Source organism: Tenacibaculum sp. 190524A02b (assembly GCF_964036645.1).
GTDB classification, from domain to species: domain Bacteria; phylum Bacteroidota; class Bacteroidia; order Flavobacteriales; family Flavobacteriaceae; genus Polaribacter; species Polaribacter vairaonense.
This window is the reverse complement of sequence record NZ_OZ038525.1, coordinates 4081530-4106420: the sequence shown is the minus strand read 5'-3', so window position 1 is coordinate 4106420 and position 24891 is coordinate 4081530. Positions and strand designations below refer to the sequence as shown.

Below are 24891 nucleotides of genomic sequence, written 5' to 3'. Positions count from 1 at the left end.
TAATAAACCATTCAAAGCCTTGTTTTTTAAGGGCTTGTTTTGGTAGTTTTGAACAAACTAATCAAAACATCATGAAAAAAATATTATTCTTATTTTTTGTCTTTTTATCCCAATTTTTGTCGTATTCCCAATACAAACTACCTAGTAGTAAAGAGGAAATATCTCGAGGAGTTTTAGCGGAATTAATGTTTAACTTAATATACGGAGAGAATACTGACGTATATGATTACGATGCGGCAAATTTTCCCAATCCTTTTCTTGATTTACAAGAAAATACAGAGCAAAACACCAAACTAAAAGTCCTATCTTATTTACAGTATGATAATGGATTGACTGTTTACAATTATTTTAATAAGCCAACCGCTTCATTTAAAATACATTCAAAAATCACCAAATTTGAAGCACTCCTCTATATTATGGAGGCGTGGAATATTGCTCCAGATTTTAGCAGGACATCAACACCTTATAGTGATATTCCTAATACGTCACTTTTTACAGGTTATATTAATGGAGCATATAAACACGGAATAATTCAAGGTAGCGGAAAGTTTTATCCTTTCAGTTATCTTACGGAAGATGATACTGTTCAAATAATTTATCGTGTTTTAAACAATCCTAGGTTACACCCAGTAAAAGAAGATTTATCTGATATTAAAAACTATTTTATACCTAGTAATTACTCACCACAGAATTTATCTCAATTCAAAGGACTTAATCAAGGGGTGTTCAATCATTACGCAAAAAACAGTTTTGTTATCCCTGACCGAAAAATGAATCTTAATTTTTCCCATTTCTACAGTACTCAAATGGTAGAACTTCCTGACGGATATTTCCCTATTAAACCATTAGGTAGAGGTTGGACACACACATACAACTCTTATGTTATTTTGGAAGAAAATGTTATAGGGAATGAAGATGTATATAATATTGTGTGGCCGGACGGAACTATTCATTTATACAATGAAAAGAAAAAAGAATATATCAGTAAAGGTGTTTACGATGAATTCTATAAACGCTCCTCAAGAGAGCTGCGCATAACCAAAAAAGACCAAACACGTTATACGTATAAAAAACTAGACTCAGACAGACCAATTTATTACTTAATCGAAATAGAAGATTCTAATGGAAATGAAATTGAAATAGACTACGAATCAGCCGAAGAAAAAGATACTCGTAGAATAGATTGGGTAAAAGCTCCGTCAGGTAAAAAATTACATTTTAGATACATTAGTAATTCAGATTTAATAGAACGAGTTACCGACCCGATCGGAAGAAAAATATATTTTGAATATTCAGACTTATGGAAAGGTTATTACAAAACACTTGTTGGTTTTGATGACGCCAAAAGTAACACAACAACATATCAATACTATATAGATAAAAAAGCTCGCCAATATCTACTTAGACGTATTGATTTACCTAAAGGTAACAAAATAGAAGCACAATACGATAATAGAAATAATGGTAAATTAGAACGATACATTGTTAATGGGAACAAAGCAACCGAAGTTGATTTAGACTTTAAATATGGTTCATCAAGACCATTAAGATCCAAAGTAAAAGTCCCAATGCCAGAGGGTGGGGATCAAAATTTTAGATTTGAATATAATCGAAATGGAGCTTTAACTCGCTACAGAAATGACACTGATGATATAAAAATAGATTACCCTACATCTAATTCCAGCCCTACACCTTTTCTACCTAGTCATACTAGTACTAATGGACTAGATATAGAATATGATTATGACCGCAGAGGTAATGTAACAAAAATAGATATCGAAAACGGTAAATCAATTAAAAGATACCGATACGACAGCGACAATAATGTAACTGAATATACCGATCCCGAGGGAAGTGTTACCAAGTTTAAATACGATAGTGATGAAAATCTTATCGAAATAGAAGACGCATACGGAAACACTATAGATTTCAAATATGATAGATACGGTCAATTAACATCAGTAACCAATCAAGAGGGAATTACCATAGCTTATACTTATGAAAATGACGGAGCAGTTTCATCTATCAATGCTCCAGAGGGTATTTCAGCAACCTTTGATTATGATGAAATCAATCGTTTACTCCGAAAAAGAGTCAACGGTCTAACAACCCGTTATCGATATGATAAAAATGATAATATAACTTCATTTACAGATACAGGAGGGTACACAACCAGTTATGATTATGATAAAAACGATAATCTAACCACTATAACAAATGCAAAAGGTGTTAAAACCGCATTTTATTATAACGACAAAGACCAAGTAACAAGTGAAAAGTTCGCCAACCTAGAAACAAGATATCGCTATAATGATGACGGTAGTTTAGATAGATTAACCAAACCGTCAAACAACCGAGTTAATTATAAATACGATAAAGAGGGAAGACTTAAAGAAACAGGTACTATAACAGATATTGACTATAACAGCCGAAATCTAATAGAAGATATAACCAACCAAACAGGTAAAATAGTTTTTAAATACGATAAACTAAATCGTCCTGATAAAATTACTACAGTACATGGTTATAAAGTTGAATATGACTATGAAAAAACAGGATTAGTAGAAGAAATAGAGTACCCAACAATTAATGGTGTTGAATTAGAAGTACGTTACAACTATGATAAAAAAAACCGTCTAAGGTATATCCAATTGGAACGTAATGTAGGAGAAAATGGGATTCTCTTATCAGAATATGAATATTACAAAGACGATAGACTAAGACGAACAGATTTTGCTAATAATACACGTAATCTATACTTGTATGATGATGCAGGGAGGTTAAACCATATTCATTCAGTAAATAGAAATCAAGGAGCTTTAATAATTTACGACGGTAAACTAACCTTAGATGAACGAGGTAATATTCTAAAAGAAGAAGAAAAATTTCAACCAATAGGAGCAGGTTATGGACCTAACGGTTCAGGAAGTGAAAATAATGATTACTCTTATAACCATAATAACCATGCGCAGTATATAGACGGCACTCGCCACTATGTTAACAGAGACGGTAACACGGTAAAAATCGGTTCAAACGAAGATTTTGTTTACAATATAAATGACCAACTTGTCAATTATACAAATGTTGACAATACTCACGATTTTAAATATAATCCATATAACCAACGAGTACAAGCCACCCGAAACGGAACAACCACCAAATACATCCGTGATGTATTAACCGACAACGTCCTCGTTGCGTTAGATGAAAATAACAACCCAATATACTACTACATCTACACACCACATGGACAGTTAGTAGCACGAATGAATACAGTAGGTGAACTACAGTATTACCATGCTGATGTACGTGGTAGCACGGTTGCTATTACTAATGATAATGCAGAAATAACTCACCAATACCGTTACGATGATTTTGGTTCACTTAAACGTGTACGTGAGCCTGAAAATGACTTTAACCCATATCGTTATGTAGGAACCTATGGCGTAGAATACGAAACTAATGATTTGTATTATATGCGAGCTAGGTATTACAAACCGTCAGTTGGTAGATTCTTAACTGAAGACCCTGTATGGCATACTAATCTATATCCTTATGCAGATAATAATCCGATTAGTAGGGTTGATCCATTGGGTAAAGATTCATTTTTTTCAAATGAATGGTTAGCAAATAAATTTTATGAAAATGGATACGGAGATGCGGTGAATTTACTGTCTCAGGAAAATGAAGCTTGGGATTTTGCTTTGAATAACCCAGAAATATCAGGTGGGATTATAGGTTTAGGGGCAGCAGCAGCAGCAGTTGGAATTACATATGGCGGATTAGGAATAGCAAATTTAATTTCAAATGGAAGTAAATTTACATATCAATTTACTATTTCACAAGGTTTGAAATCAGGTGGATTAGCATATGGAGGTGTAACATCACCTATTAAGGGACAAAAACTATTTCAATCATTAGGAAAGGTAGAAGATGGAGATAATAGTTATATAAAACCTGCTATTGTAAATGGAGCTATGCTTATTTCTCCTCTGTATAGATTTAATAAAAAATTACTTAATAATTACAGTCATTATGCTAGATAATACACTAATCCTTTCAAATAATTTAATTATTCTTTACCTATTATTTGGAATTTCATTATGTATGATAAGCATTTCATTTCTTCTAAGCATAAAAAAGGAAAGAAAAATATTCCTAGAAAGACTTAATAGACTATCAGAATCTACAAGTATTGATTTTAGATTAATTATCTGGTTTCTTGAAGGTTTTCCATTATTTGCTTTGAATTTACTACTGATTATACTAATCATTTTAATAAAATATTAATGAAAACAACAATTAAATACCTAATATTCCTAATTAGCATCACTGTAAATGCTCAATTAGAAAAACAAGAAAAGACATGCAGTTATGACAACCTGAACCGTTTGGTAAAGGTTGTTTTTAATGGCAAAACAGAAAAAAAATATGTCTACGATGACCTCGGTAATCGAATAGCTTTAAACATAAAAACTCTACATATTGATACCGAAACTTTAAAAAATACCATTACCGTTTACCCTAATCCAACAGACAGTTTCTTAAATGTAAAACTACCTGAATCTATTATAGATAATAAAACCATTATCAAACTATATGATGTAAATGGTAGGTTAATACATAATCACCAAACAACAATCAAAGACAATTCTGCAAACATAAATGTTGAAGAGTTATCTAGTGGTGTATATCTATTACATCTTGTTAACGGTAGTACTAAATACTCTAAACTGTTTATAAAAAAATAGGGTAAAAGATTTCGGGGGCAAATCTTGATAAAGGGTGTCGAAACTTTCGATGCTCTTTATCTTAAAAACAATCAAACAATAATATGAAACAACATAATTGGTTTAGGACTCAACCCAATCAAAATGATAAATTAAATCAACCTAATTACATCAAAGTAAAATGCAATAACATCCTCTATGGAACAACCTGTTCCGTTAAAAATATAACCAAAATTGTTCTTGATAATGGAACAGAAGTTTTTGATAAAACAAGTTTAGGTAAACTATGCGAATCATATCCCTTTTTAGAAAGAATTAAAAAAGATGTAGTTATTAATTTGAACAAGATTTTTCAAAGACAAGATTACAATGTTGTATGGTTGAATGAAGAAACAAAATTTAATGTATCTCGAAGATACAGAGATAATTTAAAACAACACCTGTAATAAAAGCCCTTTTAATTGGGCTTTTATTACAAGTGCTGTACTCTACTAATTACATAATATTACCTATTTCTTCTTATTATTAGAAATAGGATTTCATAGCGTTTTAAAAAAGAGACAACGGAAATAAAGATTTAAGTAGTCACACTAAAAATCGGATCCGTTGCCTCTTTCTTTTTTAAATCTTTTTCTTTTTTAGTGTGACTATGCGAGTATAGCATAAAATGCTTTCAAGTAATAGATGTAGAAAGACTCTTGATTAAACATATTACATTTTAAATATGTAAAAACACAAAATAAAATTATTCTATATTGTATTTTGTTTTATATTTGTTAAATCATATTACAAAATAAAATCTATGAATTCATTCAAAACACTCGAAGAACTCAACGAGTATAAAAAGCAAAGTTTTGAGCAGGTTTTCGGAAAGGTAAAAATACAACGCCCCGAAAGCCCATTTAAAAAAGGAACTTTTGAAGATTTGCAATTCAATGCCCGTCCGCATGAAGTGTTTAATTTAGATTGGTCTAGTTATTACAGTGAAGATTTTGGCAATAGATTTCTTCCTTATGTCAAAGACTTTGTCACCGCCAAAGGAAAAGAAACTTATGACGGAGCTAATTTGTTAAAAGGTATTCCAAAATCAGAGAGAAAGCTCTTTCTTTTTGATGACCACAAGTACTTAATTTTCTTAGTTAATTATACCTATCCAAAAGGAGTTTTAGCGGAACAACGAAAGAACAGGGCTTTGGCTACAGAAGACGAAGTACTAACGTTTATTGAATTAGAAAAAGATGACACAATTGACATCCATTTTAAATTTGGAAGACGTTTTAAAGAGTATTTGATAGAAGCGATAAAACAAAGCGGAACAAGTAAATCCATTTCCTCTCTTGAAGAAAAAGTTTATAAAACCGATGTGAAAAAGTTTAAATTATTCTTTAAAAACGGGATGGTACACGATACCATGATGCGATATATACTTGGTATCTTGGGTGTAGAAAAAGAAGCCGTAGCATTCTCTGAGTACAATGCTTTATTTACTAAAAAGGTAATTTCTTTTGTAGAAGATTTTACCATTGCAGGAAAATATAAGCCCTATGTTTTTATCGAAAAATCACAAAGAGCAGTACAATTAAAAACAGATCCTACGGTTGACGGAGGGACGAAAATAAAACCAAATGTTAATGAAATTTATATTTGGTTAGTACATAAAGACAGCTCGTTTATAAAAGTTCAATTAGGAACTAATGTAGCCAAAGATTTAAAAGAAAGAGAAATAACTCAAGAGGCTATTGAACAGATTATTATTAATGAAATCAAAGCCGAGTTAGAAACTAATGTTTATAGTAATAAAGCTATTGATAGAGCCACACATAAAGGTCTTGGAGATGCATTAATACAGTTATGGATTTTAGATAGAAAAGAAAGTAGTGAACTAAATACAGAAATATTTAATACGAATCCTGCTTTATTTCTTGCTTTACAAGCAGCTAGTTTTACTATGGAAAAGATTGAGAGTTACAAGTTCAAGGAGTATCATTGGAATCCAAAGTTAGAAAACTATTTACCTTTTATTGAGGGAGACACGTTATTTAATGCTCAGGTTTGCGGTTTTGTAAATGGTATTATAGATCAGGTAAAAGCCATACCGGAAATGTTAGCTTTTTTCTCTAAAATACTAGGAAGTGAAAAGGAAAAAGAAGCGTTTATTAAAGGTTTAAAAAAAATATTTGAGGAGGGCATTGTTCAAGTAATTATAGAAAGTGCTACAAAAGAGTACAAAAAAGCAATACAAGAGGGGAATGTTGAAAGATTATATTATAATTTAGCTCATGATGTTATACAGATTGTATCTCTGTTAATTGGTATATTTCAATTAGCAAAAGGGGTAGCAAGTTTTGTTAATTTTACTAAGAAAGGTTTAAGGTACATTAAACGATATGGTAGAAAAGGAATTGATGATTTAAAAAAGCTTAACAAACGACAAGTAGAAGAAATTTTTGACAGACTTGATTCGGGTTCAGGAGGTTTTTATAATTATAAAAAAATCATATCAAGAAATATGATAAAGCAAGAAGAATGGATGTCTTGCGCTGCTGCATGTTTAGTAAAATATGCTGATGATTTTAATATTAAAATTTCTGAAAAGAAAGCTAGAATACTTGCAAAGACAACTGAATCTGGAACTGACGGCAAAGATTTATTCTTTGCTATGAGAAAAGTTTTTGAAGATGTAGATATTTTCGCTAAAACGTATTTTGATGATCTTGATGATTTAAAGAATTTTAATCAAATGATAAATGATGCAAACGGAGAAAGTTTTATAACCAACATAGGACGTTATCCTAATAAACATACTATAATTGTAGATAAAATAAAAGGGAAAGATGTGTTTATTAGAGACCCTTGGCCTCTAGAAGTAGATGAGGCTTTCAATAATGGATTAAGAGGTTTAGAACTGGAAAATGTTTTTAATAAGTCTCAAAATGGAGTTGAGGCAATTCTAGATTTACAAGATTTTCAAAGGTTATGGGCTGAGGGAGGTAATATTATATTTAAAATAAAATAAGATGAAAGAATTAAAATTATTAAGCGATAAGTTGAATAAAAGAGGTTATACTACTTTTCTAAAAAAGGAAGATGATTTAATTTATCTCAAGGGAGGGTATTCTGGTGATGATCCAATAAAAAGCTTGACAATAGATATTAAAGTTTTACTAGAAGAGGGAGAGTTTGTTTTTATTGATTGGGAAAAACAAGTTTCTCAAAGAAAAACATTTTCTAGTATTATAGAAACGGTAAAATATATAGAAGAAAAATACCCTATTTAATAAGTGAATCAAATTGATAGTTTAGATAATGTTGTTAAAAAAATATTTAATATAAGTTTTGAAAATGAAAAAGTTAGCAAAATATGAAGCAATATGTGTCTAAGGCATAAAAAATATGACTTTAAAGAAATTAAAAAAAGAAATAGAAAAGAAAGGGTACAAATCTTTTCTACGTAAAAACGATAATGAAGAATGGATTATGTCGGGAATACATGATTCAGAGACTAATTTGAAATTTGGATCAGCATTTCAAATTAGAATATTAGAAAATAAGATGTTATTATCATATTTAACAGGTCAATCACTTGTAAATGTTAGTTTTAGTTCATTAAGTAAGCTTTTTGAATATATAGAAAATAAATTTCCTATTGAATAACTTTTGACTATCAGGTATAGAATTTTAAACAAAACCAAGAATCTAAGTCTCTTGGTTTTGTTTGTTATATATAAAATATCTAACTCGCAAGTAAATAAATGCCTAGCAAAATAAAAACAGCCATTAATATTATTGCTATTATTAATTTTCTGATAAGGTTTTTGTCTCGAAGCCTTTGTTCTGAATATAGCTTTTCCAATTGCTGTTTATCATTCTCATGTCTTAATTCCAATTTTTGTTGTGATTCTTCAAGGGATTGAATCTTTTTATTCAGGTTATTAATACTTGTATCTCTACTTTTTAACTCTTGTATTTCTTGTTCATATTGTTGTTGAATAGAGTTGAGAAATGAGCCAAAAGCTGTAGGTGTAGCAAATCCACGGTCAGCCATTCTCTCAACTAATGTCAAATCAGATTTATGACCTAAAGCAGTAACAAAAGGCAATTTAAATTGAACAACTTTTTCAGCTAGATTAGTATCATTAAATATATCTAAGCCCAATCCACCACCACGCATACATACGATAAGATCAATGGCTGACTTTTCATATGAAGAAAGGGTATTTACTATCAATGAGCTATTACTAAAATTAATTCGTTCTTCAGTTATGTTAAAAATATGGTCTTGTTGTAACTGGTCTTTGTAATCTTCGTCTACGATTGAAGTTGAGCCAAGAATTACATGGATATTAGGTTGATTTCCTTGTCTGATAATTTTTAATAAATGGCCTTGAATATCTACTGAATCTTTATCAAATCGCTTGCGAACAAGATTGAATTCTGTTTTGGAAATAAAATGGTAATCATCAATGTGGTCAATAACTTTTGTAACCCAATATATTAATTGAATAGCTCCATTTTTTAATTGTTGGTTTCCACGGTTTACAAAACCATGAAAACGGTAATATTGTCCAGGTATTAAACGTTCACGGAGATTAGGTTTTATGATTATTGTTATACTATGAGTTTTCTGCTCATTACATAGTTTATCGTAATAACCATGTCTATATTGTGGTTTGTTTTCTCTTAAATAAAATCCCTCAAGTGTTACAATTTTTTCATCAAATGATGTCCTGATATTATTCTTATATAAATGAATAACAGATTCAACTGTATGTTCAGAAGATAAAACTGTCATAATTTTTTAAATAAAATTAATGTTTTAATTGCCTAAAGTTATCTTCATCATCCCCATAAATAATATTTGATATTTTCTCAGGAAGCGTAAAGTGAACATTAACAGAAATACCTTGTTGGTAATGAGGTGTATTAAGTGCTTCTAAATTTAAATCAATACTTCTTGTACCAAATAGATCAATAATAGACTCAAAGCTCATTGCTCTTTGGTATGTGCCTTTAGATATGACTTGTAATTCCACTTCAGGAAAATTACTTTCACTCTCACCTGTAATCTCTTTATATAACCAGTTAATTAATTTATCTTTATCTTGGTATGAACCTCTTGGTGGGCTAGCACATCTAGCATGGCATTTTTCTAATATCTCATAACACATAGGAATAGTTCCTCTAGGACAAGTTCCTGAACCTCCGTTATTACATTCACATGTTTCCAATTTTATAAGTATTTAAGTTAATTATAATTCCTTTATACTAAATGATAATTATTACCTATGATTTCTACATTATAATAGGGTAGTGTTTCTGTACGGTCATAATTTCGTAAATTCATTAAAACCTGATAGATATTACTTCCCTTTATTTCTCCTTTTACATTTATAGGTGTTTCAAGAACTTCTGTAGTAAATTTATCTTCATCAAATATAATTCTCCCTCGTTCGTTTTCATTCAAATATTCTTTCTGTATAAGTATGTCATAATGATTATTTAAAACCCATTCAGAGATAGCTTTAAAACTATTATTCTTTTCTTTAATGATATTGTCTGGAACATAAATTTGCACATTTTTAAGTACCCAATCTTTAGTAGTATGTTGAGTTACTAAAATTTTTAGTTCTCTTTTCAACCGAGTAAGTAATGGGTGATTATCTTTTTCTGGGGTTAAGATAGAAAAATGAGTATTATCAGTAACGAAACCATTTTCTTTATTTATTCCATGAGGTATTGCTGAATTTTCATTAACTACTCTATCAAAATTACCAGCTTGATAAATACAATAAGGTGGTGGTATTTTTAGACTTGCAAAATCAGAGTTTAAAGAAGTAATAAACTCTCCAAATAATGCTAGGTTTCTTATCTGAGGGTTACCCAATAACAAATTAAAAAATCTAATAAATATATTGTTAGGGAGTTGAGCCCCTAAGTGTGGAACTGAAAGAGAAAAATAAATAGGGACTTTTTTTCTTAATTCTCCCATAATCACCAAGGCTTTTTTACTCACTAAACCTCCCATACTATGACCTACAATTATAATTGTTTCATGTTCTAATTCTAATTCTTGAAGATATGTCAAAAGAGAATTGGAAACCTGTCGAATATTGTTGTTAAATCCTCGTCGATATACTGGCAGGATAGTGGTTAATACATGTCCAAATTTATTAACTTTCAACTTTTTTGTATGATAAGAAAAGGTATATAATCGATAGTGATTAGAGATTTCATCGTCACATAATAATCTATTTATTATTCTATGTGGATTTTTTTCGTCATACCAACTTTTTACCCCTCCAAAAAGACCATGAACAAAAACAATAGCTCTTGTACGATTTTCGGGTGTAATTGGTTTTGAATGTTCCTTGAGAGACATATATAGTTTTGGTTTAGTTGATGGGTATTTAAATATAAGAAAAGTATATTATATTTCAATTTTCTGTATAAGCTCTGATTTTGCTAATCGGTTGTGTTTAAATTTTATTAGAGTACTTTCATCTAAATACAACTATGATTCTATGGAAGATATTGGCTAAAACAGTTACTCTCCTCTTGTTTAATAGGGAAGTATTAGAAAGTGTTATATAAATGTTTTCCTTAAGATTAGTTTGTTGACTTGGTATTATCCAAAAGACCAGATACAACATTAAATGTTTTAACAAAGTTTAAGCCTATACCAAAATATGCTTTACCACTATTTGTTCCATTTAAATTAAAACCTACTCCAAGTTTAATAATGTCATATGCCGTTGTGGCAAAAATTCCTAAACCAATATTTGTAGTGTTATCTTCTGTTTGATAGACATTAAGTTCAGGTCCAAATCCAGGTGAAAAAAAATGAGCACCAAAACTTCCTGAGCGTCGAGGTATATATCTAAAAGAGTAGCCAATTGTTCCAGCAGGGACAAAATTTGAATTCGAGGATGATGTTTGCACAAATGATAATCCTCCAATTTGTTTTTGTTGCCATCCAAAATCATCAAATACAAGTGTAGTAGAGAAACCTACGTTATTGTTTTTTTTATTTTGAACAGTAATGATAATTTTATCATCCACACTTATTTCTTCCCAAACAAGTTTTACCTCAGCCGAAAATGATGTTTCTTTGGATTTGAGAAATTTTACTTTATAGTCTTCTTTTACATCAACAATGTCTGTTCCCGCAGTAGTGCTTCTTCCAGCAGCGTACAATTGCTTATGCTTAAAATCTTCTGTAACCTCTGTAAAACCATTTACTTCTAAAGGCTTTATTGTTTTGTCTTTTCTTATAATATAGGCTATTACTTGAAGCTCTAATTCATTTTTTTTTGTTAGGTTGTACACGAAATTTTTATCAAACTCTATATGTACTTCAGAACCTCTTTTTATATAGTCCAAGCTACCTCTATTTAAAATTTCATAGCTTGAGATTTTACCATTAGATGCAGGCATTCTTTCTTCTATAGTGGTAAAATTTATTGGATTATATATGTCGTCTGTATGAAAATTCTTAGAATCCTTTTTAAGTTCTTTAATAAAGTGGTTAATAAAATCTACTTTAGGTTTAGCTGTAACCGATTCTAAATCTTCTTGGCTGTAAGCAAAATTAATCATAAGTAATGTGACTATGATTAATGGTAGTATATTTTTCATAATTTTAGGTTTGGTTTAAAAACTTAAATATAAGAATTTATAGAAATAAGCATTGTGTAAGGCGTTGTTATTTATCGTGTTGTGTTTCGTTTCGGGAAATATTTTGTGTTTTTAATACTAATCAAACTTAAAATTATGAACTTCCAACAAATATTTTTAATAATATTATTTTTCATTTGCTTTATTTTCTTGTGTTTGTAAAAAATCTGTGACAACCTAATCTCGGGGTGAAATACCACAACGTACATTATTAAACAGTTCTTCAATATCAACTTCAAACAATACTTCTGTTGATTCATACTTTTGGAGTTCATACTCTAGTAGTAATTCTTCACATATAAAAGTTACTTGTAGTAATTCTAAATCAGAAATTAAGCAAGCCTATATTAACCACCTTAATAGAGGTTTGGGTATTGATATGAATTGTGAGGATATTACTATTTCAAAACCATTTATGAAAAGTGAAAAAAAAATGAAAATTCATATTTCTTTTAAAAATAAAGAAGTAATATTATATGGATTTTATGAAGGATGGTCTCCTAACTCAGGAATTAACTGGAAAGTAATAGAAAGAGGGGATACTCTGATAGGAACTCCATGGTGGGAAGTGATGCACTCCTTTTCTCATATTGTTGATAACCCTAGTGGGAAGTGTAGATAGAACAATTAAATTTAATTACCAAAAAAGACATTTTCATTATCTTTAATAATTTCTCTTCTAGCTATAAAAAGCCCTAATATATTAGCTTCTGGTGAAAATTCCTTAATTCTCTTTTTGCAAGCTTTAAAGTGGGCCCCAGTAGTAATAACATCGTCAACTAAAATAATATTGTTTTTTAAACCTATACAAATAGAGTTGTCAATATCCAAATTATTATACAAATCATCAATTGATGGACGTATTTCAGATTTATGAGAAGAAAGCATACTCTTTTTCTGAATTAATACATCTTGTATGTCAGCTTTTCTTTCAAAAGCCATCAAAAGAGTTTTTACCATTCTATCATCATACTCTTTATCTGTTCTGTTTTTTGATGGAGGTATTGGTATAAAAGTAGCTTTCTTAATGACATCGGGAGGGATTGTATTCTTTAGTGTTTCAGCTATTTTTTTTATGGCGTCAAGCTTATATTTCCATTGTTTTGAATCTTTTTTTGATGGAGGAATTTTAAAGTTGTAAATTAATTGATTTGTACTATTATGCCATGGTACTTGGTAGGCGGTATAAGTATGAAAAAAATAACAACTATCATCTTCACAAAGAAAATAGTGGTCTTTAATAGTTGTTTCATCAATTTTTGTTATCCCCAAAATTAAAGTATTTAAAGATTATTCACGATATCTTCATATTCTCTAACTTTAATAGCTCCCATTTTTTCAAATCTTTCAGGCCATGTAATATTGGGGTTCTCAAAACAACTTTGTAAAATAAATAATTTTCTACCTTGTTTTAAAGCAGCTCTTGCCTGTATTAAGGTACCTGAAGTTTCTCCTGCTTCAATTATAACAGTAGCTTCACTCAAAGCTGACATAGTCTTATTCCTTTCAGGGAAAAATAATTTATTACCTCTAATGCCTTGCTTTGAATACCTATAAAATGGAACTTGACTTATTAAAAGGTGCTTTTCAGAGATGAAATTCTGTAATTTTTCATTCTCTTTAGGGTAATATTTAGTTAAAGGAGTTCCTAATACAGCTATCGTTCTTCCCTCATTTTTTATGGCAGTTGTATGAGCTTGGGTATCTATACCCTGAGCTAAACCAGAAATAATAGTATAATCATCTTCAACTAATTTTTTTACAAGTTTTCTAGTTCTTCTTATTCCAAAATCAGTAGGTTTTCGTGTTCCTACTATAGCTATTGAACGTGTATTTAAAAAATCAATATTTCCTGAATAATAAAAAATCTCTATTGGCTCTGAAGCATCCCTTAATCTTTTAGGATAATCAAAGGAATTATTTATTATTGCTTTTACCTTTATTTCAGAATCTTTTAATAGAACAAATTCACGCAAATAAGTCATATATTCCTGTATGTCTTCCTCGCTAACTAATTCTGATGGATTTATATTGGGATACTTAGCAAAACGTTGAGATAGTTTTTTAAAACTAGTATTTTGATTCATCCACAAAGATTCATAGGCGGCCATTTCCTTTATAGGTGAAATTGAATCATTAAAAAGTAAATCTGTTTTTTCAGAACTAAACATATATCAAGAAAAAATATTCAAAAATACTACATTTAAGCCAATATAGTTATTTTTTTTAAAGTAGTAAAGTAAACCTCAAAATAACAAAACGTTTTGACATCTTATATTATTTCAATAAATAAACCAAATTCTTATACAATCTGTATCATTTTTCAATAATTGGTAGTTGTGAGTCTGATAAATAATTTTTAATCTTTTGGATTGACTCATCTTTTGCTTTTCCTCCTTGTTCAAATCGAGCTATAGTACTTTTATCTAACCCAATTTTTTTAGCTAAGGTATTAAAGGTAAATCCATGTTTAATTCTATGTTCAAATAATTGACCTCTTAAATTTGTAGTATCTATTTTTAGAGTAATAGGAATGTACCCTAAAAATAAATAGACTTTATGCAAGGCATAAATGGTATTTGTGTGATGATTAAGTTCCATTTCGTACACAAAATTTCGATTAACCTTTATCATTTTTGCTACCTGATGTTGTGTTAATTCTCTATCAAGTCGAACACTACGAAGTTCGTCTCCTACCGTTAAAATCTCCTTGGGGTAGCGTGAATGCTTGGGTTTTTGGGACTTTAACTCTAGTGGTAAAATGGGGGACAAAACGTAGTCTTTTAGCTAACATTGTTTTTCCGGCACCGGGTGGTCCAATTAAAATAATATTATGACCTCCTGCAGCAGCAATTTCCATACAACGTTTTATAGATTCTTGCCCTTTAACATCAGAAAAATCAAACTCAGGAAAATCAATATTTCTATAAAACTCAGCGCGAGTGTCAACAACAGTAGGCTCTATTTTTTCATCTCCATTGAAGTGATTGATAACTTCCATAATATTTTCAACTCCTAAAACTTCTAAATCGTTAACTATGGCAGCCTCTTTCACATTTTCCTTTGGAAGAATTAAATATTTAAACCCTTCTTCTCTTGCCTTAATAGCTATGGGTAAAGCGCCTTTAATAGGTTGAATACTCCCATCTAATGAAAGTTCTCCCATAATAATATAATCTTCAATATTATCAGATTGGATTTGATTAGACGCTGCTAAAATACCAACAGCCAGAGTTACATCATAGGAAGCTCCTTCTTTTCTTATATCAGCAGGAGCCATATTAATAATTATCTTTTTACCTGGTAGTTTATATCCATTATTTTTTAAGGCTGCTGAAATTCGATATGAACTTTCACGTACAGCATTATCAGGCAAACCAACAAGGTGATATCCTATACCTTTATCAATATTTACCTCAACTGTAATTGTGGTAGCTTCAATTCCAAAAACTGCGGATCCATAGATTTTTACTAGCATATTTTTTTTAGGATAAAGATATAAAAATTTGAGGTTATTTATTATAAACTCACCTCAATTAATTAGAAATCAGGAATACTTAAAACAAAAACACGAGAAAATCATACATAAAATGATTTTAAATAGTGATTTTTTCATTTTTTTAAGACAAATAATACTATATTTATAATGTAGACTTTCAAAAACTAACCAAAACTATAATGAATATTAATTCTACTTGGCCAGTTATAAAACTGAGTCAATCTAAAATGGATATTGATAACCCAGCCTTTTCTGAAGTTTTTAATGATATACAAGGGAACATTCTTAAAAGTCATGGTAGAACGCATTCAAGACATTTATTTCTACAATTTAAAGGCAGTATTGACACTAATAGGAAATGGGTTAATACGCTTGCACAAAATTTAACCTCAGCCTTAGAGCAACACCATACTTCATTAGATTATAAAAAAGCAGGTAATGAACATTTATTTACAGGTTTTATGCTTAGTTATTCTGGCTATAAAGCTTTAGGTATAGATGATTCAAAAATCCCTGATGATAAAGCTTTTCGTGCCGGAATGAAAGACACTTCATTTAGATATGATACTGGTCCAGAAGGAGTACATAAACGTACGGTAAACCCTTTAAACGATAAACCAGATAACTGGGAGTTTCCGTTTCAACAAAAAATTGATGCTTTATTAATTTTAGCCTATGGTGGAGATAACTTAGACAATAAAGTCAGTGAAAGTTATCTTGATAATGAGATTCAAATCATTAAAAACGAAACGCATGACGTTTTATCTATTTTAACCATTGAAAAAGGTTATGTTTTAAGAAATGAACAAGGAATGGTTATAGAACATTTTGGTTTTGTTGACGGTTTAAGCAATCCCGTATTTTTAAAATCTGACTATGAAGAATGGGAAAAAGAAGGTACAGATACATATGACCCATCTGCTCCTTTTGGACTTGTTGCTGTAAATGATGCTAATGGCAAAAATCCTGACATTAGCTTTGGTTCTTATTTTGTGTATCGAAAAATGCAACAAAACTTAAAAGGGTTTAAAAATCAATCTAAAGAGTTTGCTTCTGAACTTTCTAATAGTTTGAACTCTAGAGTTGAGGAAGAGTTTGCAAAAGCACTAGCTTTTGGTAGGTATAAAGATGGAACACCTTTAGTGAAAAACTCTAAAGCTATACTAAACAATTTTGATTATCAAAACGATATGGAAGGACTGAAATGCCCTTTCCATTCTCATATTAGAAAAACGAATCCTAGAGGAGACACTAATAGAAAGAGTAATACTCCTTTGAGAAATGAGCGAAGTAAGCGTATTGTTAGAAGAGGTATCAGTTACGGTTCTAAAGATTTAGATCCAAAAGAAGAATGGACAGATGCTGGCTTACTCTTTTTATCTTGTCAAAGTGATATAGAACAACAATTTTTAGTAATGCAATGTGGTTGGTCTGATAATGCTAACTTTTTAAACGAAGGAGTTGGACATGATCCTATTACAGGAGATCAAAATGCAAATACAAACGAAAAAAATAAATCTTGGAATCTTGAAATAAACGGAAAAAAGATAACCACCAATTTTAGATATAAAGACTTAGTAAAAGTTAAAGGTGGTGAATATTTTTTTGCTCCAAGTATTTCTTTTTGTAAAAACTTAATAAATAATAATACGTAACCCAAAAATCAACAATCATTATGGAAGAAGTAGGATACAAAGATTGGAGAGTTGTCCAATCAGTCGAACTTGGCGCTTCAGCCAAAGAAGTATGGGATGTTATCGGTGGTTTTTTCACCATTCATGAATGGCACCCAGACATTACTGAACTAGAAGTTTTAAAAGAACAAACTGAAACTCGTGAAATACGAAGATTATTAACCTTTCCTGGGCAGCCTAAAGCCATTGAAGAGCTAGTAATGATGGATAATGAGAATTTTCATTACAGATACAAATGGCATTGGGGTCAATGGGGAGAAGCAATTCATAAATATTACTCTGATTTACGTGTAATTGACCTAAAAGGCGGAACTAGTATGGTACAATGGGTAGCTACTTTTTATTATAAAGAAGATGCTATTTCTGAATTTTACCAAAGAGGATTTGATGAACTCTTGAGAAGATTCCCTGTAAAAACTACACAACCAGTATAACCTAAACTTATTATAAATCATGAACGATACTAAACTTCTAACACCTACTGAAGGTGATAAAACAAAAATCACAGGGTTCGATGCGGTATATAAGACCCACAAAGATGTAACTGGTGATTTACTTGACTATTTTGAATTAAAAGTACCAGCAGGAAAAGGAGCTCCTTTACATATTCATCATAAAAATGATGAGACATTGCATGTTATAGAAGGGGAATTTACTTTTCAAGTTGATGACAAAGAGTCAAAAGCTCCAGCAGGAACATTTTTATACATCCCAAGAGGCATTGCACATAAATTCACAAATGTAGGTAATACTGAAGGACGTTTAATAGGAACTTTTACCCCATCAGGTACTTTTGACTTTTTTGATAAGCTTACAAAAGTAGGTCAAGACGACTTTGAAGAAATTCAAGAGTATTCTAAAAAATACGGACATGAAGTTCTAGAGGAAGGCGTTTACTAGTCCCCTAAGATTAAACTCTAAAAAACCAACAATTAAAAATTATTAAATTGTTGGTTTTTATTTATTTAAAGAAGGGTTATTTATAATTGATTATGCATATAATCATATACTTTTTTTAACTCTACAACCTTTACTATTCCTGCTATTAAAAAACAGACTAAAGGTATATAATCATTAACACACATTATTGACAAACCTATAATATGGATTCCAAAAAAAAGTGTGTTTTTACCATTTTTATTTAAATGTTCACTTACTCTTGATGTTTTTCCATGGCACTTTACAATTGTATTTTTTAACAATAAAAAAGAAACTTCACTAAATAGCAACACAATACCATATAGCGCTACTGGTATGTCATCAATATGATTATCTCCAACCCAAGATGTTGTAAATGGAATTAGTGACAACCAAAACAGTAAGTTTAAATTAGCCCATAATATTTTACCATCTATTTTTTCAGCTATTTTAAACAATTGATGGTGATGGTTCCAATAAATACTTACATATAAGAAGCTTACCAAATAACTAATAAAAACAGGAAACTTACCTAGTAAAGCGACAATTGTTGTTTCATGTGGTGGTTTTAATTCTAAAACCATTACGGTTATGATAATAGCTAATACTCCGTCACTAAAAGCTTCAAGCCTTTCTGATGTCATTTATATTAATTAGATATCTCAACCGTATTATCTATAGTTGATTGTTTAAAATAATTTCGATCGTCTGGTGCTTCATTTAATGTAAATGTATGTTGATATTCTGGATCATACACATTTAATATCGTATAAGTACCTGAAGTAATCCAAGACTTCCCATCCCAACTACCATCAGGATTTAATTGTTTTTCTATTTGTTGTGACTGTATTAAAACACGTCCCCAAAACAGCCATTTCCCATCAATATTATGCACATAATACACACGTACTGGATCTAATTGAAAAATTCTTGCACTTGGCTTATTTTTAAATTCAAACACTTTTCCTTCAACATCTTTAAGTGTTATTGGATTTTCTCTATGCTTTTCTAGATTAAATATTTCAGCAGGAAACCCCTGCTCAATAGTTAACTCTAAAGTATCATTAATTTCTACAAAACTTCCCATTTTATATAAGTTTTAAGTTGATTAGTATTTTTTGTTGTCTACAATAAATTATAACATTCTGAAACATGGACCGTAAGTTTGACCATTTTCATTGCCTGGTATTTGAATTTTCATTAAAGGAATTCCAAACTTCTCTAGCTTAAACATTACTTCAATAGCATTTACTAAAGCTGCTTGTCCTCTTCCGTTAATAGCCCAAGCATCTTGTAAAAATTTTACTAAATCTGTATACACTTTATCAAATTCATTTACCAAATGCCAAACCTCCGGAGAAACATCTTCTTCCTTATAGCCTCCATCTGGCACTCTAGCCACGTTATAAGTTTCTGGTCTAGGCATTGGATCTTTAAAATAGTATTTCCCATCTTCTTCAATTAATCTCTTTTGATAATACACTTCCCAAAAACGATAAAAATGTGCTAAATTATCTCCTTCTACTACTGGAGATACATTTTCAGAACCTTCTCCTTGTTCTTTAATCATTTCAATAGCTTTGGAAACACTATTAGCATCTGCCATTACCCACCAAGCTAAAGGCCCAGCTAACTGGCGTTCAACATCCATTTCTGGTTGAATCTCTTGAAAAAGTTCATTTATCCTATCATACAATTCACCAATAGTAGTATTATGTTCATGGCTATGTTTATGGTTTGGATCTATCTCTCCTTCCTGATTGCAAAGACCTCCTAAAGTGACTAACTCTTTAGTTTCATAATCATAAATCTCAGCTATTCTATCTGGTAATTCTATTTCAATAAAGTTTCGTAATGAGCAATCATTCAAGCCTTCTAAATGTAAAAATAATTCAGGGTGTACTCCTCCAGGCAACCCCGCTGGAAACTTCAAACCATTTTCTGGGTCATAAATTCTAGGCTCTCCGCCTATCCCTACAATCATATTACACACCATTGCCATGTGTAGCATTTCTTCTTGAAAAATATTTCGAATAGATTTAGCTACTTCACAATTATTATCTTTTATAGACCACATTGCTTGTAAGTATATAGGAATCGTTGCAAATTCTAAAATTACCGCACTATTTAATAATTCCTTTAATACATATAATTTATCTTCATGATTATCATCTTCAACTAATCTTGAATGTTTAATTAATGTTTCTACATGATTGGTTGTAAATGCTTTTTCTTGAAAAGCATTTTTAAATGCGTACGTATGCGTTGTCATGTTCTGTAGTTGTGGTTTTTTTATTTTTATTAATTAGATGTTTAACTAAACGAAATGCCATCGCCGTTAATGTTAGTGTTGGGTTTACGGCACTTCCTGTAGGAAATGCTGCATTTGAGCATACATAAAGATTTTCCGTTTCGTGAACTTTCATGTCTCTATTCGTAACACTATTCTCAGGAGATGTTCCCATTCTTGCTGTTCCCGTTGTATGATGTCCTCCAGGTTTATCAACTTTAGAAGTTACTATTTCTAGTCCCATTTTTTCTAATATCTGCTCTAAAAGCTTTAAACGATCATTGGCATTTTTCATTTCTTCATCTGTTCTACTAAAATGCACTGTAGTTTGAGGTAAACCAAAACGATCTACACCTGGTTTTGCTTGTAAACGGTTACTATGCTTCCCTTTTTCTTCTAAAAATGCTTGTAAACGAACGGTCATTTCACCGTAAACAATTTCATCAATCTCTTCTCTAGTTTTTCCTTCAATCATCAATTGTGCGATATCTACGTTTGGAGTAGTACGATCTTTAAACATAAAAATCTTCCCTTTCTTTTGATGTTCTTTGGTATTATAACTATGTGACATTAATGTTGGAAAATCATACTCTTGAAACCATCCGTTTGGATTAGACTTAGCCTTTCCTACTACATTTAACATAGAGTGAGAAACTACATATCTTCCTACAAGGTCATTATCATTTCCAATTCCATTATTCCAAAAATCATTTTTTGACGCCATTAAAAGCTTTGGAACATTGTAAGCCCCTGAGGCTAAAATTATAGTATCACCATATACTATTTTTTGCTCTCCACTTAAATTGTCAGTATAGGTTACAGACTCTATTTGTGATTTGCTTTTTGCATTTACTTGATGAACAGGTGAATTTACTCGTACTTCGAAATTAACAAAGCGTGGGTCGTTTTTTAAATCATCTAACACATATTGCGCATTAAATCTTCCTCCAATAGGACAATACTTACAAGTACCTGTTGTCATACATTTTCTATAACGAGCAATAGGCATTTTTCCCGACTTTATTTTGGATTTAGTACCAGGGTCTATGTCTCCTTCTTGATAAACAACATCTAGTTGTTCCCAAGCTTTTATCATTTCTCCATCGGCAGCTGTCCATTCAAAAGGTGGAACTGTATAAGGTTTTGATCTAGGAATCCACCCCGCCTCACTATCACCACAAACCGATAAAAAAGCTTCGGCATCATTGTAAAAAGGTTCCAAATCTTCATAATTTATAGGCCAATCTGCACCTTCTCCTGTATTTGTATATAGATTGAAGTCTTCAGGACGAAAACGCAAACACCAAGCTCCCCAATGCATCGTAGAACCTCCATATGCCTTTACTCTAACTCCATCCGTTTGATAATCTATATTACCTGTTGAATCTGCTTCAAATTTTTGATCGTAAGTAAACGTATAAGGTCTTTCTCCTCTTGTAATATAATCCCACCAAAAACGTCTGTCCTTTGCTATAATTTCTGGGCCAGCTTCTAATATTAATATTGAAGTATCGTGTTTATTTTCTAAAAGCCCTTTTGCCACTGTTGCAGCAGCTACTCCACCTCCAACAATTACATAATCAAATTGTTCTTTCATGATTCCTCTTTTTTAATATTATTAGGCTCATAAGCACGAACCCTTGAAATTCTATTATATCTACTTCCTCCTAAGAAACCATGATAATTCCTAGCTCTTTCTCCTCCAAATTTGGTTCCCCAACTTTTAAAACCACCTGCTGTTACTTGCATTCTAATAAACTCATTAACTACAAATATTTTACAATGTGCTAATCTTGTTGTAGGTGGCGCATCATTATCTACTCCACTTTCAAAAAATAGTTTTTTATAGGCTTGTTCTTTACCATATATTTCATACAGTTCATTTAACACATAAATAGCATTAACATATTCTCCTGAATAATTAGGTGCATTTTCAGTTTTTGCCTTCAACATTTCATACCAAGAACTTCTTTGATTATTGGAGTGATAGGTTGTATTCCCCCAATTTTCTCCTATAGCTTCAAAAAGTTCCCATAGTGCTTCTTTATTTTGGTGCGTGAGATCCTGCCCTTCAGCAAAAATTAAACTTGCCGAAAGTTTCTCTGCACATACAGAGCCTCCAATCATAATTAATGAATTTTATATAAGTTAGTTGTTGTTAATTTGCTAAACAGTTTACGTTCTCTTAAATGTAATGTTCCTTCTTTAAAATAGACATCTGTCCATGAATCGTCTGTAGCTAAAAAATCACTAAACTGAATATTATCTTCTTCTTTACCATGACTCTTCATTTCATCTCTAAATTCAAAATGATTAAATAACCTCATAAATTCAGTTAAATAAATATCTACCACACCTGTGTCTCCTTTAATAATAATCATATTTTCATCATTATTTTTAGTAGAAGCTTCAGAAAAATTAGCAGATCCTGTAATTAACATTGGATCTTCTGTTAATGGATCTATAAATAAGTATTTTGTATGCAGATATTTAACATGGTCATTTAAACCTGTTAAATGTTCAGCTTCCCAACCAGTTAAATGTTCTTCTTTTATTTCATCCTGGGTTAAAGTAGCTCCTAAAGCAATTTTATTATTTGGAGTATCTTTAAAAGTATCAAAAGTATGCCCTTCATGCTCTAAAAGAATATATCGTAGAGAATTATCATCTTTGCTCATAATATCAGCAAACTCTTGATTTACACCAAAAGCAGCAGTAAATCCAATAGATTGTTGAGCTTCTTCTATTTGTTTTCCATACCAATCTAAAGCACTTAAATCTGGTCTTGGACTAAATATTGGTGTTATTCCTTTTTTAACACCTTCTGTAGGTGTAGGTGAATATTCTTGGTTTAAAGGTCGGATTTCTTTCATTTCTGGGTTCTCAGATAAACGTGTCCAGTATTGAAAATAATCATTCGCTATTTTTTCATCTCTTACAATGTGTCCAACATTCGATTGTCCAAAAATTCCTCCTTTGGTAAAATTAGTAGACCCCATCCAAACCTGAATTGGCTTCTCCTTATAAAGTAATACAATATATTTATTATGTTTAATTGAAGAGTTTGCACTTCTTGGTATCATTAACTTTTCAACTCCAGGTACATTTTTAATAGCATTATCTGTATTTTCCCAAGGCCCTCTTTTTGAGCGATCATAAATAATTTTTACATCAGCTCCTTTTTTTGAGGCATCGTATAACGCTTGAATTACTGGAACATAATCAAATTCATATGCAGCAACTCTTAACTCATAATCTTTATTTTCTGCTTGATTAATAAAAGCTAGCATAGCTTCTTCAAGCCCTCTAGACAACCACTTGTAAGCTTCATTATTAGGTACTAAATCTGGGTTTTTATTATCAAATTTTCTAGCATAAGCTTGCCCCACAGTTCCTCTATTAAAAAATACGCCATGCGTTCCTGAACCAGGGTCTTCTGTTGAAATTTCGACCTCTACAGCCTCTCCTTTTTCCATATTTTCAGGATTCCCATAAACTGGAATTACCTTATACTTGTATTCTGTATTAGGATTAGCTTGATAATCTCCCCATAAAAATGCTTGAATTAAATTAGTATCTTCTTTTTCTGGTTTATTTTCAAATTCTTTAAACCCACTTAAATTGGTAATATTACCTGTTTTTAAATCTTCTCGAGATAATAAAAATCCTAATAAATTTTTGCGAGAGCCTTCATCTATATCTATACATAACAATGCAACATGTGTCCCACTGATTACGTGTAATGAAACACCATTGGTTTGATTCCATTTTCTCATAAGTTTGGTTTTTTGACGTTATTAAAGGTTTTTCCTTATGTGAAGAAAAAAAGTTAGTGATTAGTTAAAATATTCCCCCTTTCTTATTGCGGGTTTATTATTTATAGTAAAGATAAAAAGAAAAACAATTATTAATACATCAATAATTTAACTTTAAATCATTCTAAATAACAATCAAAAACACAAATAAGTTAATTATTTAATAAAAATAATTAACATCTTTTGAATTAATACAATTTATAAATATTTTTATCTCCTCTATAATCAACTATTCAGTTAATTATAGTGGCTATATTTTCAAAGAAACTAC

Annotated in this window: 24 protein-coding genes and 1 pseudogene; 10 read left to right on the top strand and 15 right to left on the bottom strand. The window is 30.8% G+C overall.

Annotated features, from left to right (window positions below):
- Nucleotides 1–71 precede the first annotated feature (71 nt).
- The gene (locus tag ABNT65_RS16480) at nucleotides 72–4046 is read left to right on the top strand and encodes an RHS repeat-associated core domain-containing protein (protein WP_348746343.1); all 3975 of its coding nucleotides are present in this window, start codon (nucleotides 72–74) and stop codon (nucleotides 4044–4046) included.
- Between the two features lie 33 nt (nucleotides 4047–4079).
- Here ABNT65_RS16480 and ABNT65_RS16475 read toward each other — a convergent pair whose 3' ends face one another.
- A complete protein-coding gene (locus tag ABNT65_RS16475) occupies nucleotides 4080–4274 on the bottom strand; it encodes a hypothetical protein (protein WP_348746342.1) in 195 nt (64 codons plus the stop codon).
- Nucleotides 4275–4289: 15 nt separating this feature from the next.
- Between ABNT65_RS16475 and ABNT65_RS16470 the strand changes: the two genes are divergently transcribed.
- From ABNT65_RS16470 to ABNT65_RS16450, 5 genes are all read left to right on the top strand, one after another.
- Complete coding sequence (locus tag ABNT65_RS16470) at nucleotides 4290–4751, top strand: T9SS type A sorting domain-containing protein (protein WP_348746341.1); 462 nt, start codon at nucleotides 4290–4292, stop codon at nucleotides 4749–4751.
- Nucleotides 4752–4834: 83 nt separating this feature from the next.
- A complete protein-coding gene (locus tag ABNT65_RS16465; RefSeq protein ID WP_348746340.1) occupies nucleotides 4835–5176 on the top strand; it encodes a LytTR family transcriptional regulator DNA-binding domain-containing protein in 342 nt (113 codons plus the stop codon).
- Nucleotides 5177–5532: 356 nt separating this feature from the next.
- A complete protein-coding gene (locus tag ABNT65_RS16460; RefSeq protein WP_348746339.1) occupies nucleotides 5533–7746 on the top strand; it encodes a cysteine peptidase family C39 domain-containing protein in 2214 nt (737 codons plus the stop codon).
- A 1-nt stretch (nucleotide 7747) separates the two neighbouring features.
- Nucleotides 7748–8008 (top strand): hypothetical protein, encoded by a 261-nt coding sequence (locus ABNT65_RS16455; protein ID WP_348746338.1) that lies wholly within the window; start codon nucleotides 7748–7750, stop codon nucleotides 8006–8008.
- 115 nt (nucleotides 8009–8123) lie between these two features.
- Nucleotides 8124–8384, top strand: coding sequence for a hypothetical protein (locus tag ABNT65_RS16450; RefSeq protein WP_348746337.1), 261 nt, complete (start codon nucleotides 8124–8126; stop codon nucleotides 8382–8384).
- A 79-nt stretch (nucleotides 8385–8463) separates the two neighbouring features.
- On the opposite strand, the gene ABNT65_RS16445 is transcribed toward ABNT65_RS16450, so the two are convergent.
- From ABNT65_RS16445 to ABNT65_RS16430, 4 genes are all read right to left on the bottom strand, one after another.
- Nucleotides 8464–9522 carry an exodeoxyribonuclease VII large subunit gene (locus ABNT65_RS16445; protein WP_348746336.1) on the bottom strand — a complete coding sequence of 353 codons (1059 nt, stop codon included), beginning with the start codon at nucleotides 9520–9522 and terminating at the stop codon, nucleotides 8464–8466.
- Between the two features lie 16 nt (nucleotides 9523–9538).
- Nucleotides 9539–9958 (bottom strand): hypothetical protein, encoded by a 420-nt coding sequence (locus ABNT65_RS16440; RefSeq protein WP_348746335.1) that lies wholly within the window; start codon nucleotides 9956–9958, stop codon nucleotides 9539–9541.
- A gap of 32 nt (nucleotides 9959–9990) precedes the next feature.
- Complete coding sequence (locus tag ABNT65_RS16435; protein WP_348746334.1) at nucleotides 9991–11109, bottom strand: hypothetical protein; 1119 nt, start codon at nucleotides 11107–11109, stop codon at nucleotides 9991–9993.
- Nucleotides 11110–11336: 227 nt separating this feature from the next.
- Entirely contained in the window at nucleotides 11337–12365 is a 1029-nt protein-coding gene (locus tag ABNT65_RS16430; RefSeq protein ID WP_348746333.1) for a hypothetical protein, read from the bottom strand.
- Nucleotides 12366–12837: 472 nt separating this feature from the next.
- Between ABNT65_RS16430 and ABNT65_RS16425 the strand changes: the two genes are divergently transcribed.
- Nucleotides 12838–13026 carry a hypothetical protein gene (locus ABNT65_RS16425; protein ID WP_348746332.1) on the top strand — a complete coding sequence of 63 codons (189 nt, stop codon included), beginning with the start codon at nucleotides 12838–12840 and terminating at the stop codon, nucleotides 13024–13026.
- An 11-nt stretch (nucleotides 13027–13037) separates the two neighbouring features.
- Here ABNT65_RS16425 and ABNT65_RS16420 read toward each other — a convergent pair whose 3' ends face one another.
- The 4 genes and pseudogenes from ABNT65_RS16420 to ABNT65_RS16405 all read right to left on the bottom strand — a co-directional run.
- Nucleotides 13038–13676 carry a hypothetical protein gene (locus ABNT65_RS16420; protein WP_348746331.1) on the bottom strand — a complete coding sequence of 213 codons (639 nt, stop codon included), beginning with the start codon at nucleotides 13674–13676 and terminating at the stop codon, nucleotides 13038–13040.
- 11 nt (nucleotides 13677–13687) lie between these two features.
- The gene (locus tag ABNT65_RS16415) at nucleotides 13688–14575 is read right to left on the bottom strand and encodes a DNA-processing protein DprA (RefSeq protein WP_348746330.1); all 888 of its coding nucleotides are present in this window, start codon (nucleotides 14573–14575) and stop codon (nucleotides 13688–13690) included.
- 145 nt (nucleotides 14576–14720) lie between these two features.
- The gene (locus tag ABNT65_RS16410; protein WP_348746329.1) at nucleotides 14721–15005 is read right to left on the bottom strand and encodes a helix-turn-helix transcriptional regulator; all 285 of its coding nucleotides are present in this window, start codon (nucleotides 15003–15005) and stop codon (nucleotides 14721–14723) included.
- Nucleotides 15006–15180: 175 nt separating this feature from the next.
- Nucleotides 15181–15882: pseudogene (locus tag ABNT65_RS16405) on the bottom strand (magnesium chelatase domain-containing protein); the annotation flags it as partial.
- 200 nt (nucleotides 15883–16082) lie between these two features.
- Between ABNT65_RS16405 and ABNT65_RS16400 the strand changes: the two are divergent.
- Genes ABNT65_RS16400 through ABNT65_RS16390 form a run of 3 tightly spaced genes read left to right on the top strand, consistent with a single transcriptional unit; the run spans nucleotide 16083 to nucleotide 18497 of the window.
- Nucleotides 16083–17558 carry a hypothetical protein gene (locus ABNT65_RS16400; protein ID WP_348746328.1) on the top strand — a complete coding sequence of 492 codons (1476 nt, stop codon included), beginning with the start codon at nucleotides 16083–16085 and terminating at the stop codon, nucleotides 17556–17558.
- Between the two features lie 20 nt (nucleotides 17559–17578).
- A complete protein-coding gene (locus ABNT65_RS16395) occupies nucleotides 17579–18031 on the top strand; it encodes an SRPBCC family protein (RefSeq protein WP_348746327.1) in 453 nt (150 codons plus the stop codon).
- 19 nt (nucleotides 18032–18050) lie between these two features.
- Entirely contained in the window at nucleotides 18051–18497 is a 447-nt protein-coding gene (locus ABNT65_RS16390; RefSeq protein ID WP_348705410.1) for a cupin domain-containing protein, read from the top strand.
- A gap of 80 nt (nucleotides 18498–18577) precedes the next feature.
- On the opposite strand, the gene ABNT65_RS16385 is transcribed toward ABNT65_RS16390, so the two are convergent.
- The 6 genes from ABNT65_RS16385 to ABNT65_RS16360 are packed head-to-tail and all read right to left on the bottom strand — an operon-like array spanning nucleotide 18578 to nucleotide 24581.
- Nucleotides 18578–19159, bottom strand: coding sequence for a TMEM175 family protein (locus ABNT65_RS16385; protein ID WP_348705409.1), 582 nt, complete (start codon nucleotides 19157–19159; stop codon nucleotides 18578–18580).
- 5 nt (nucleotides 19160–19164) lie between these two features.
- Nucleotides 19165–19602 carry a hypothetical protein gene (locus ABNT65_RS16380; protein ID WP_348746326.1) on the bottom strand — a complete coding sequence of 146 codons (438 nt, stop codon included), beginning with the start codon at nucleotides 19600–19602 and terminating at the stop codon, nucleotides 19165–19167.
- A 48-nt stretch (nucleotides 19603–19650) separates the two neighbouring features.
- Nucleotides 19651–20787, bottom strand: coding sequence for a ferritin-like protein (locus ABNT65_RS16375; RefSeq protein WP_348746325.1), 1137 nt, complete (start codon nucleotides 20785–20787; stop codon nucleotides 19651–19653).
- The gene (locus ABNT65_RS16370; RefSeq protein ID WP_348746324.1) at nucleotides 20762–22402 is read right to left on the bottom strand and encodes a GMC family oxidoreductase; all 1641 of its coding nucleotides are present in this window, start codon (nucleotides 22400–22402) and stop codon (nucleotides 20762–20764) included. Before ABNT65_RS16370 ends, ABNT65_RS16375 begins: the two co-directional genes overlap by 26 nt.
- Nucleotides 22399–22932 carry a hypothetical protein gene (locus tag ABNT65_RS16365; RefSeq protein ID WP_348746323.1) on the bottom strand — a complete coding sequence of 178 codons (534 nt, stop codon included), beginning with the start codon at nucleotides 22930–22932 and terminating at the stop codon, nucleotides 22399–22401. The genes ABNT65_RS16370 and ABNT65_RS16365 overlap by 4 nt, the downstream gene beginning before the upstream one ends.
- A gap of 2 nt (nucleotides 22933–22934) precedes the next feature.
- Nucleotides 22935–24581 (bottom strand): phospholipase D-like domain-containing protein, encoded by a 1647-nt coding sequence (locus tag ABNT65_RS16360; RefSeq protein ID WP_348746322.1) that lies wholly within the window; start codon nucleotides 24579–24581, stop codon nucleotides 22935–22937.
- Nucleotides 24582–24891: the final 310 nt, after the last annotated feature.

What these genes read in the sequence shown, in the direction of transcription:
- ABNT65_RS16385 (WP_348705409.1), bottom strand. Translation starts at nt 19,159, where the DNA reads ATGACATCAGAAAGGCTTGAAGCTTTTAGTGACGGAGTATTAGCTATT.
- ABNT65_RS16395 (WP_348746327.1), top strand. Translation starts at nt 17,579, where the DNA reads ATGGAAGAAGTAGGATACAAAGATTGGAGAGTTGTCCAATCAGTCGAA.
- ABNT65_RS16400 (WP_348746328.1), top strand. Translation starts at nt 16,083, where the DNA reads ATGAATATTAATTCTACTTGGCCAGTTATAAAACTGAGTCAATCTAAA.
- ABNT65_RS16455 (WP_348746338.1), top strand. Translation starts at nt 7,748, where the DNA reads ATGAAAGAATTAAAATTATTAAGCGATAAGTTGAATAAAAGAGGTTAT.
- ABNT65_RS16370 (WP_348746324.1), bottom strand. Translation starts at nt 22,402, where the DNA reads ATGAAAGAACAATTTGATTATGTAATTGTTGGAGGTGGAGTAGCTGCT.
- ABNT65_RS16360 (WP_348746322.1), bottom strand. Translation starts at nt 24,581, where the DNA reads ATGAGAAAATGGAATCAAACCAATGGTGTTTCATTACACGTAATCAGT.
- ABNT65_RS16435 (WP_348746334.1), bottom strand. Translation starts at nt 11,109, where the DNA reads ATGTCTCTCAAGGAACATTCAAAACCAATTACACCCGAAAATCGTACA.
- ABNT65_RS16365 (WP_348746323.1), bottom strand. Translation starts at nt 22,932, where the DNA reads ATGATTGGAGGCTCTGTATGTGCAGAGAAACTTTCGGCAAGTTTAATT.
- ABNT65_RS16425 (WP_348746332.1), top strand. Translation starts at nt 12,838, where the DNA reads ATGAAAATTCATATTTCTTTTAAAAATAAAGAAGTAATATTATATGGA.
- ABNT65_RS16445 (WP_348746336.1), bottom strand. Translation starts at nt 9,522, where the DNA reads ATGACAGTTTTATCTTCTGAACATACAGTTGAATCTGTTATTCATTTA.
- ABNT65_RS16470 (WP_348746341.1), top strand. Translation starts at nt 4,290, where the DNA reads ATGAAAACAACAATTAAATACCTAATATTCCTAATTAGCATCACTGTA.
- ABNT65_RS16390 (WP_348705410.1), top strand. Translation starts at nt 18,051, where the DNA reads ATGAACGATACTAAACTTCTAACACCTACTGAAGGTGATAAAACAAAA.
- ABNT65_RS16475 (WP_348746342.1), bottom strand. Translation starts at nt 4,274, where the DNA reads ATGATTAGTATAATCAGTAGTAAATTCAAAGCAAATAATGGAAAACCT.
- ABNT65_RS16380 (WP_348746326.1), bottom strand. Translation starts at nt 19,602, where the DNA reads ATGGGAAGTTTTGTAGAAATTAATGATACTTTAGAGTTAACTATTGAG.
- ABNT65_RS16465 (WP_348746340.1), top strand. Translation starts at nt 4,835, where the DNA reads ATGAAACAACATAATTGGTTTAGGACTCAACCCAATCAAAATGATAAA.
- ABNT65_RS16430 (WP_348746333.1), bottom strand. Translation starts at nt 12,365, where the DNA reads ATGAAAAATATACTACCATTAATCATAGTCACATTACTTATGATTAAT.
- ABNT65_RS16375 (WP_348746325.1), bottom strand. Translation starts at nt 20,787, where the DNA reads ATGACAACGCATACGTACGCATTTAAAAATGCTTTTCAAGAAAAAGCA.
- ABNT65_RS16450 (WP_348746337.1), top strand. Translation starts at nt 8,124, where the DNA reads ATGACTTTAAAGAAATTAAAAAAAGAAATAGAAAAGAAAGGGTACAAA.
- ABNT65_RS16410 (WP_348746329.1), bottom strand. Translation starts at nt 15,005, where the DNA reads ATGGAACTTAATCATCACACAAATACCATTTATGCCTTGCATAAAGTC.
- ABNT65_RS16415 (WP_348746330.1), bottom strand. Translation starts at nt 14,575, where the DNA reads ATGTTTAGTTCTGAAAAAACAGATTTACTTTTTAATGATTCAATTTCA.
- ABNT65_RS16460 (WP_348746339.1), top strand. Translation starts at nt 5,533, where the DNA reads ATGAATTCATTCAAAACACTCGAAGAACTCAACGAGTATAAAAAGCAA.
- ABNT65_RS16480 (WP_348746343.1), top strand. Translation starts at nt 72, where the DNA reads ATGAAAAAAATATTATTCTTATTTTTTGTCTTTTTATCCCAATTTTTG.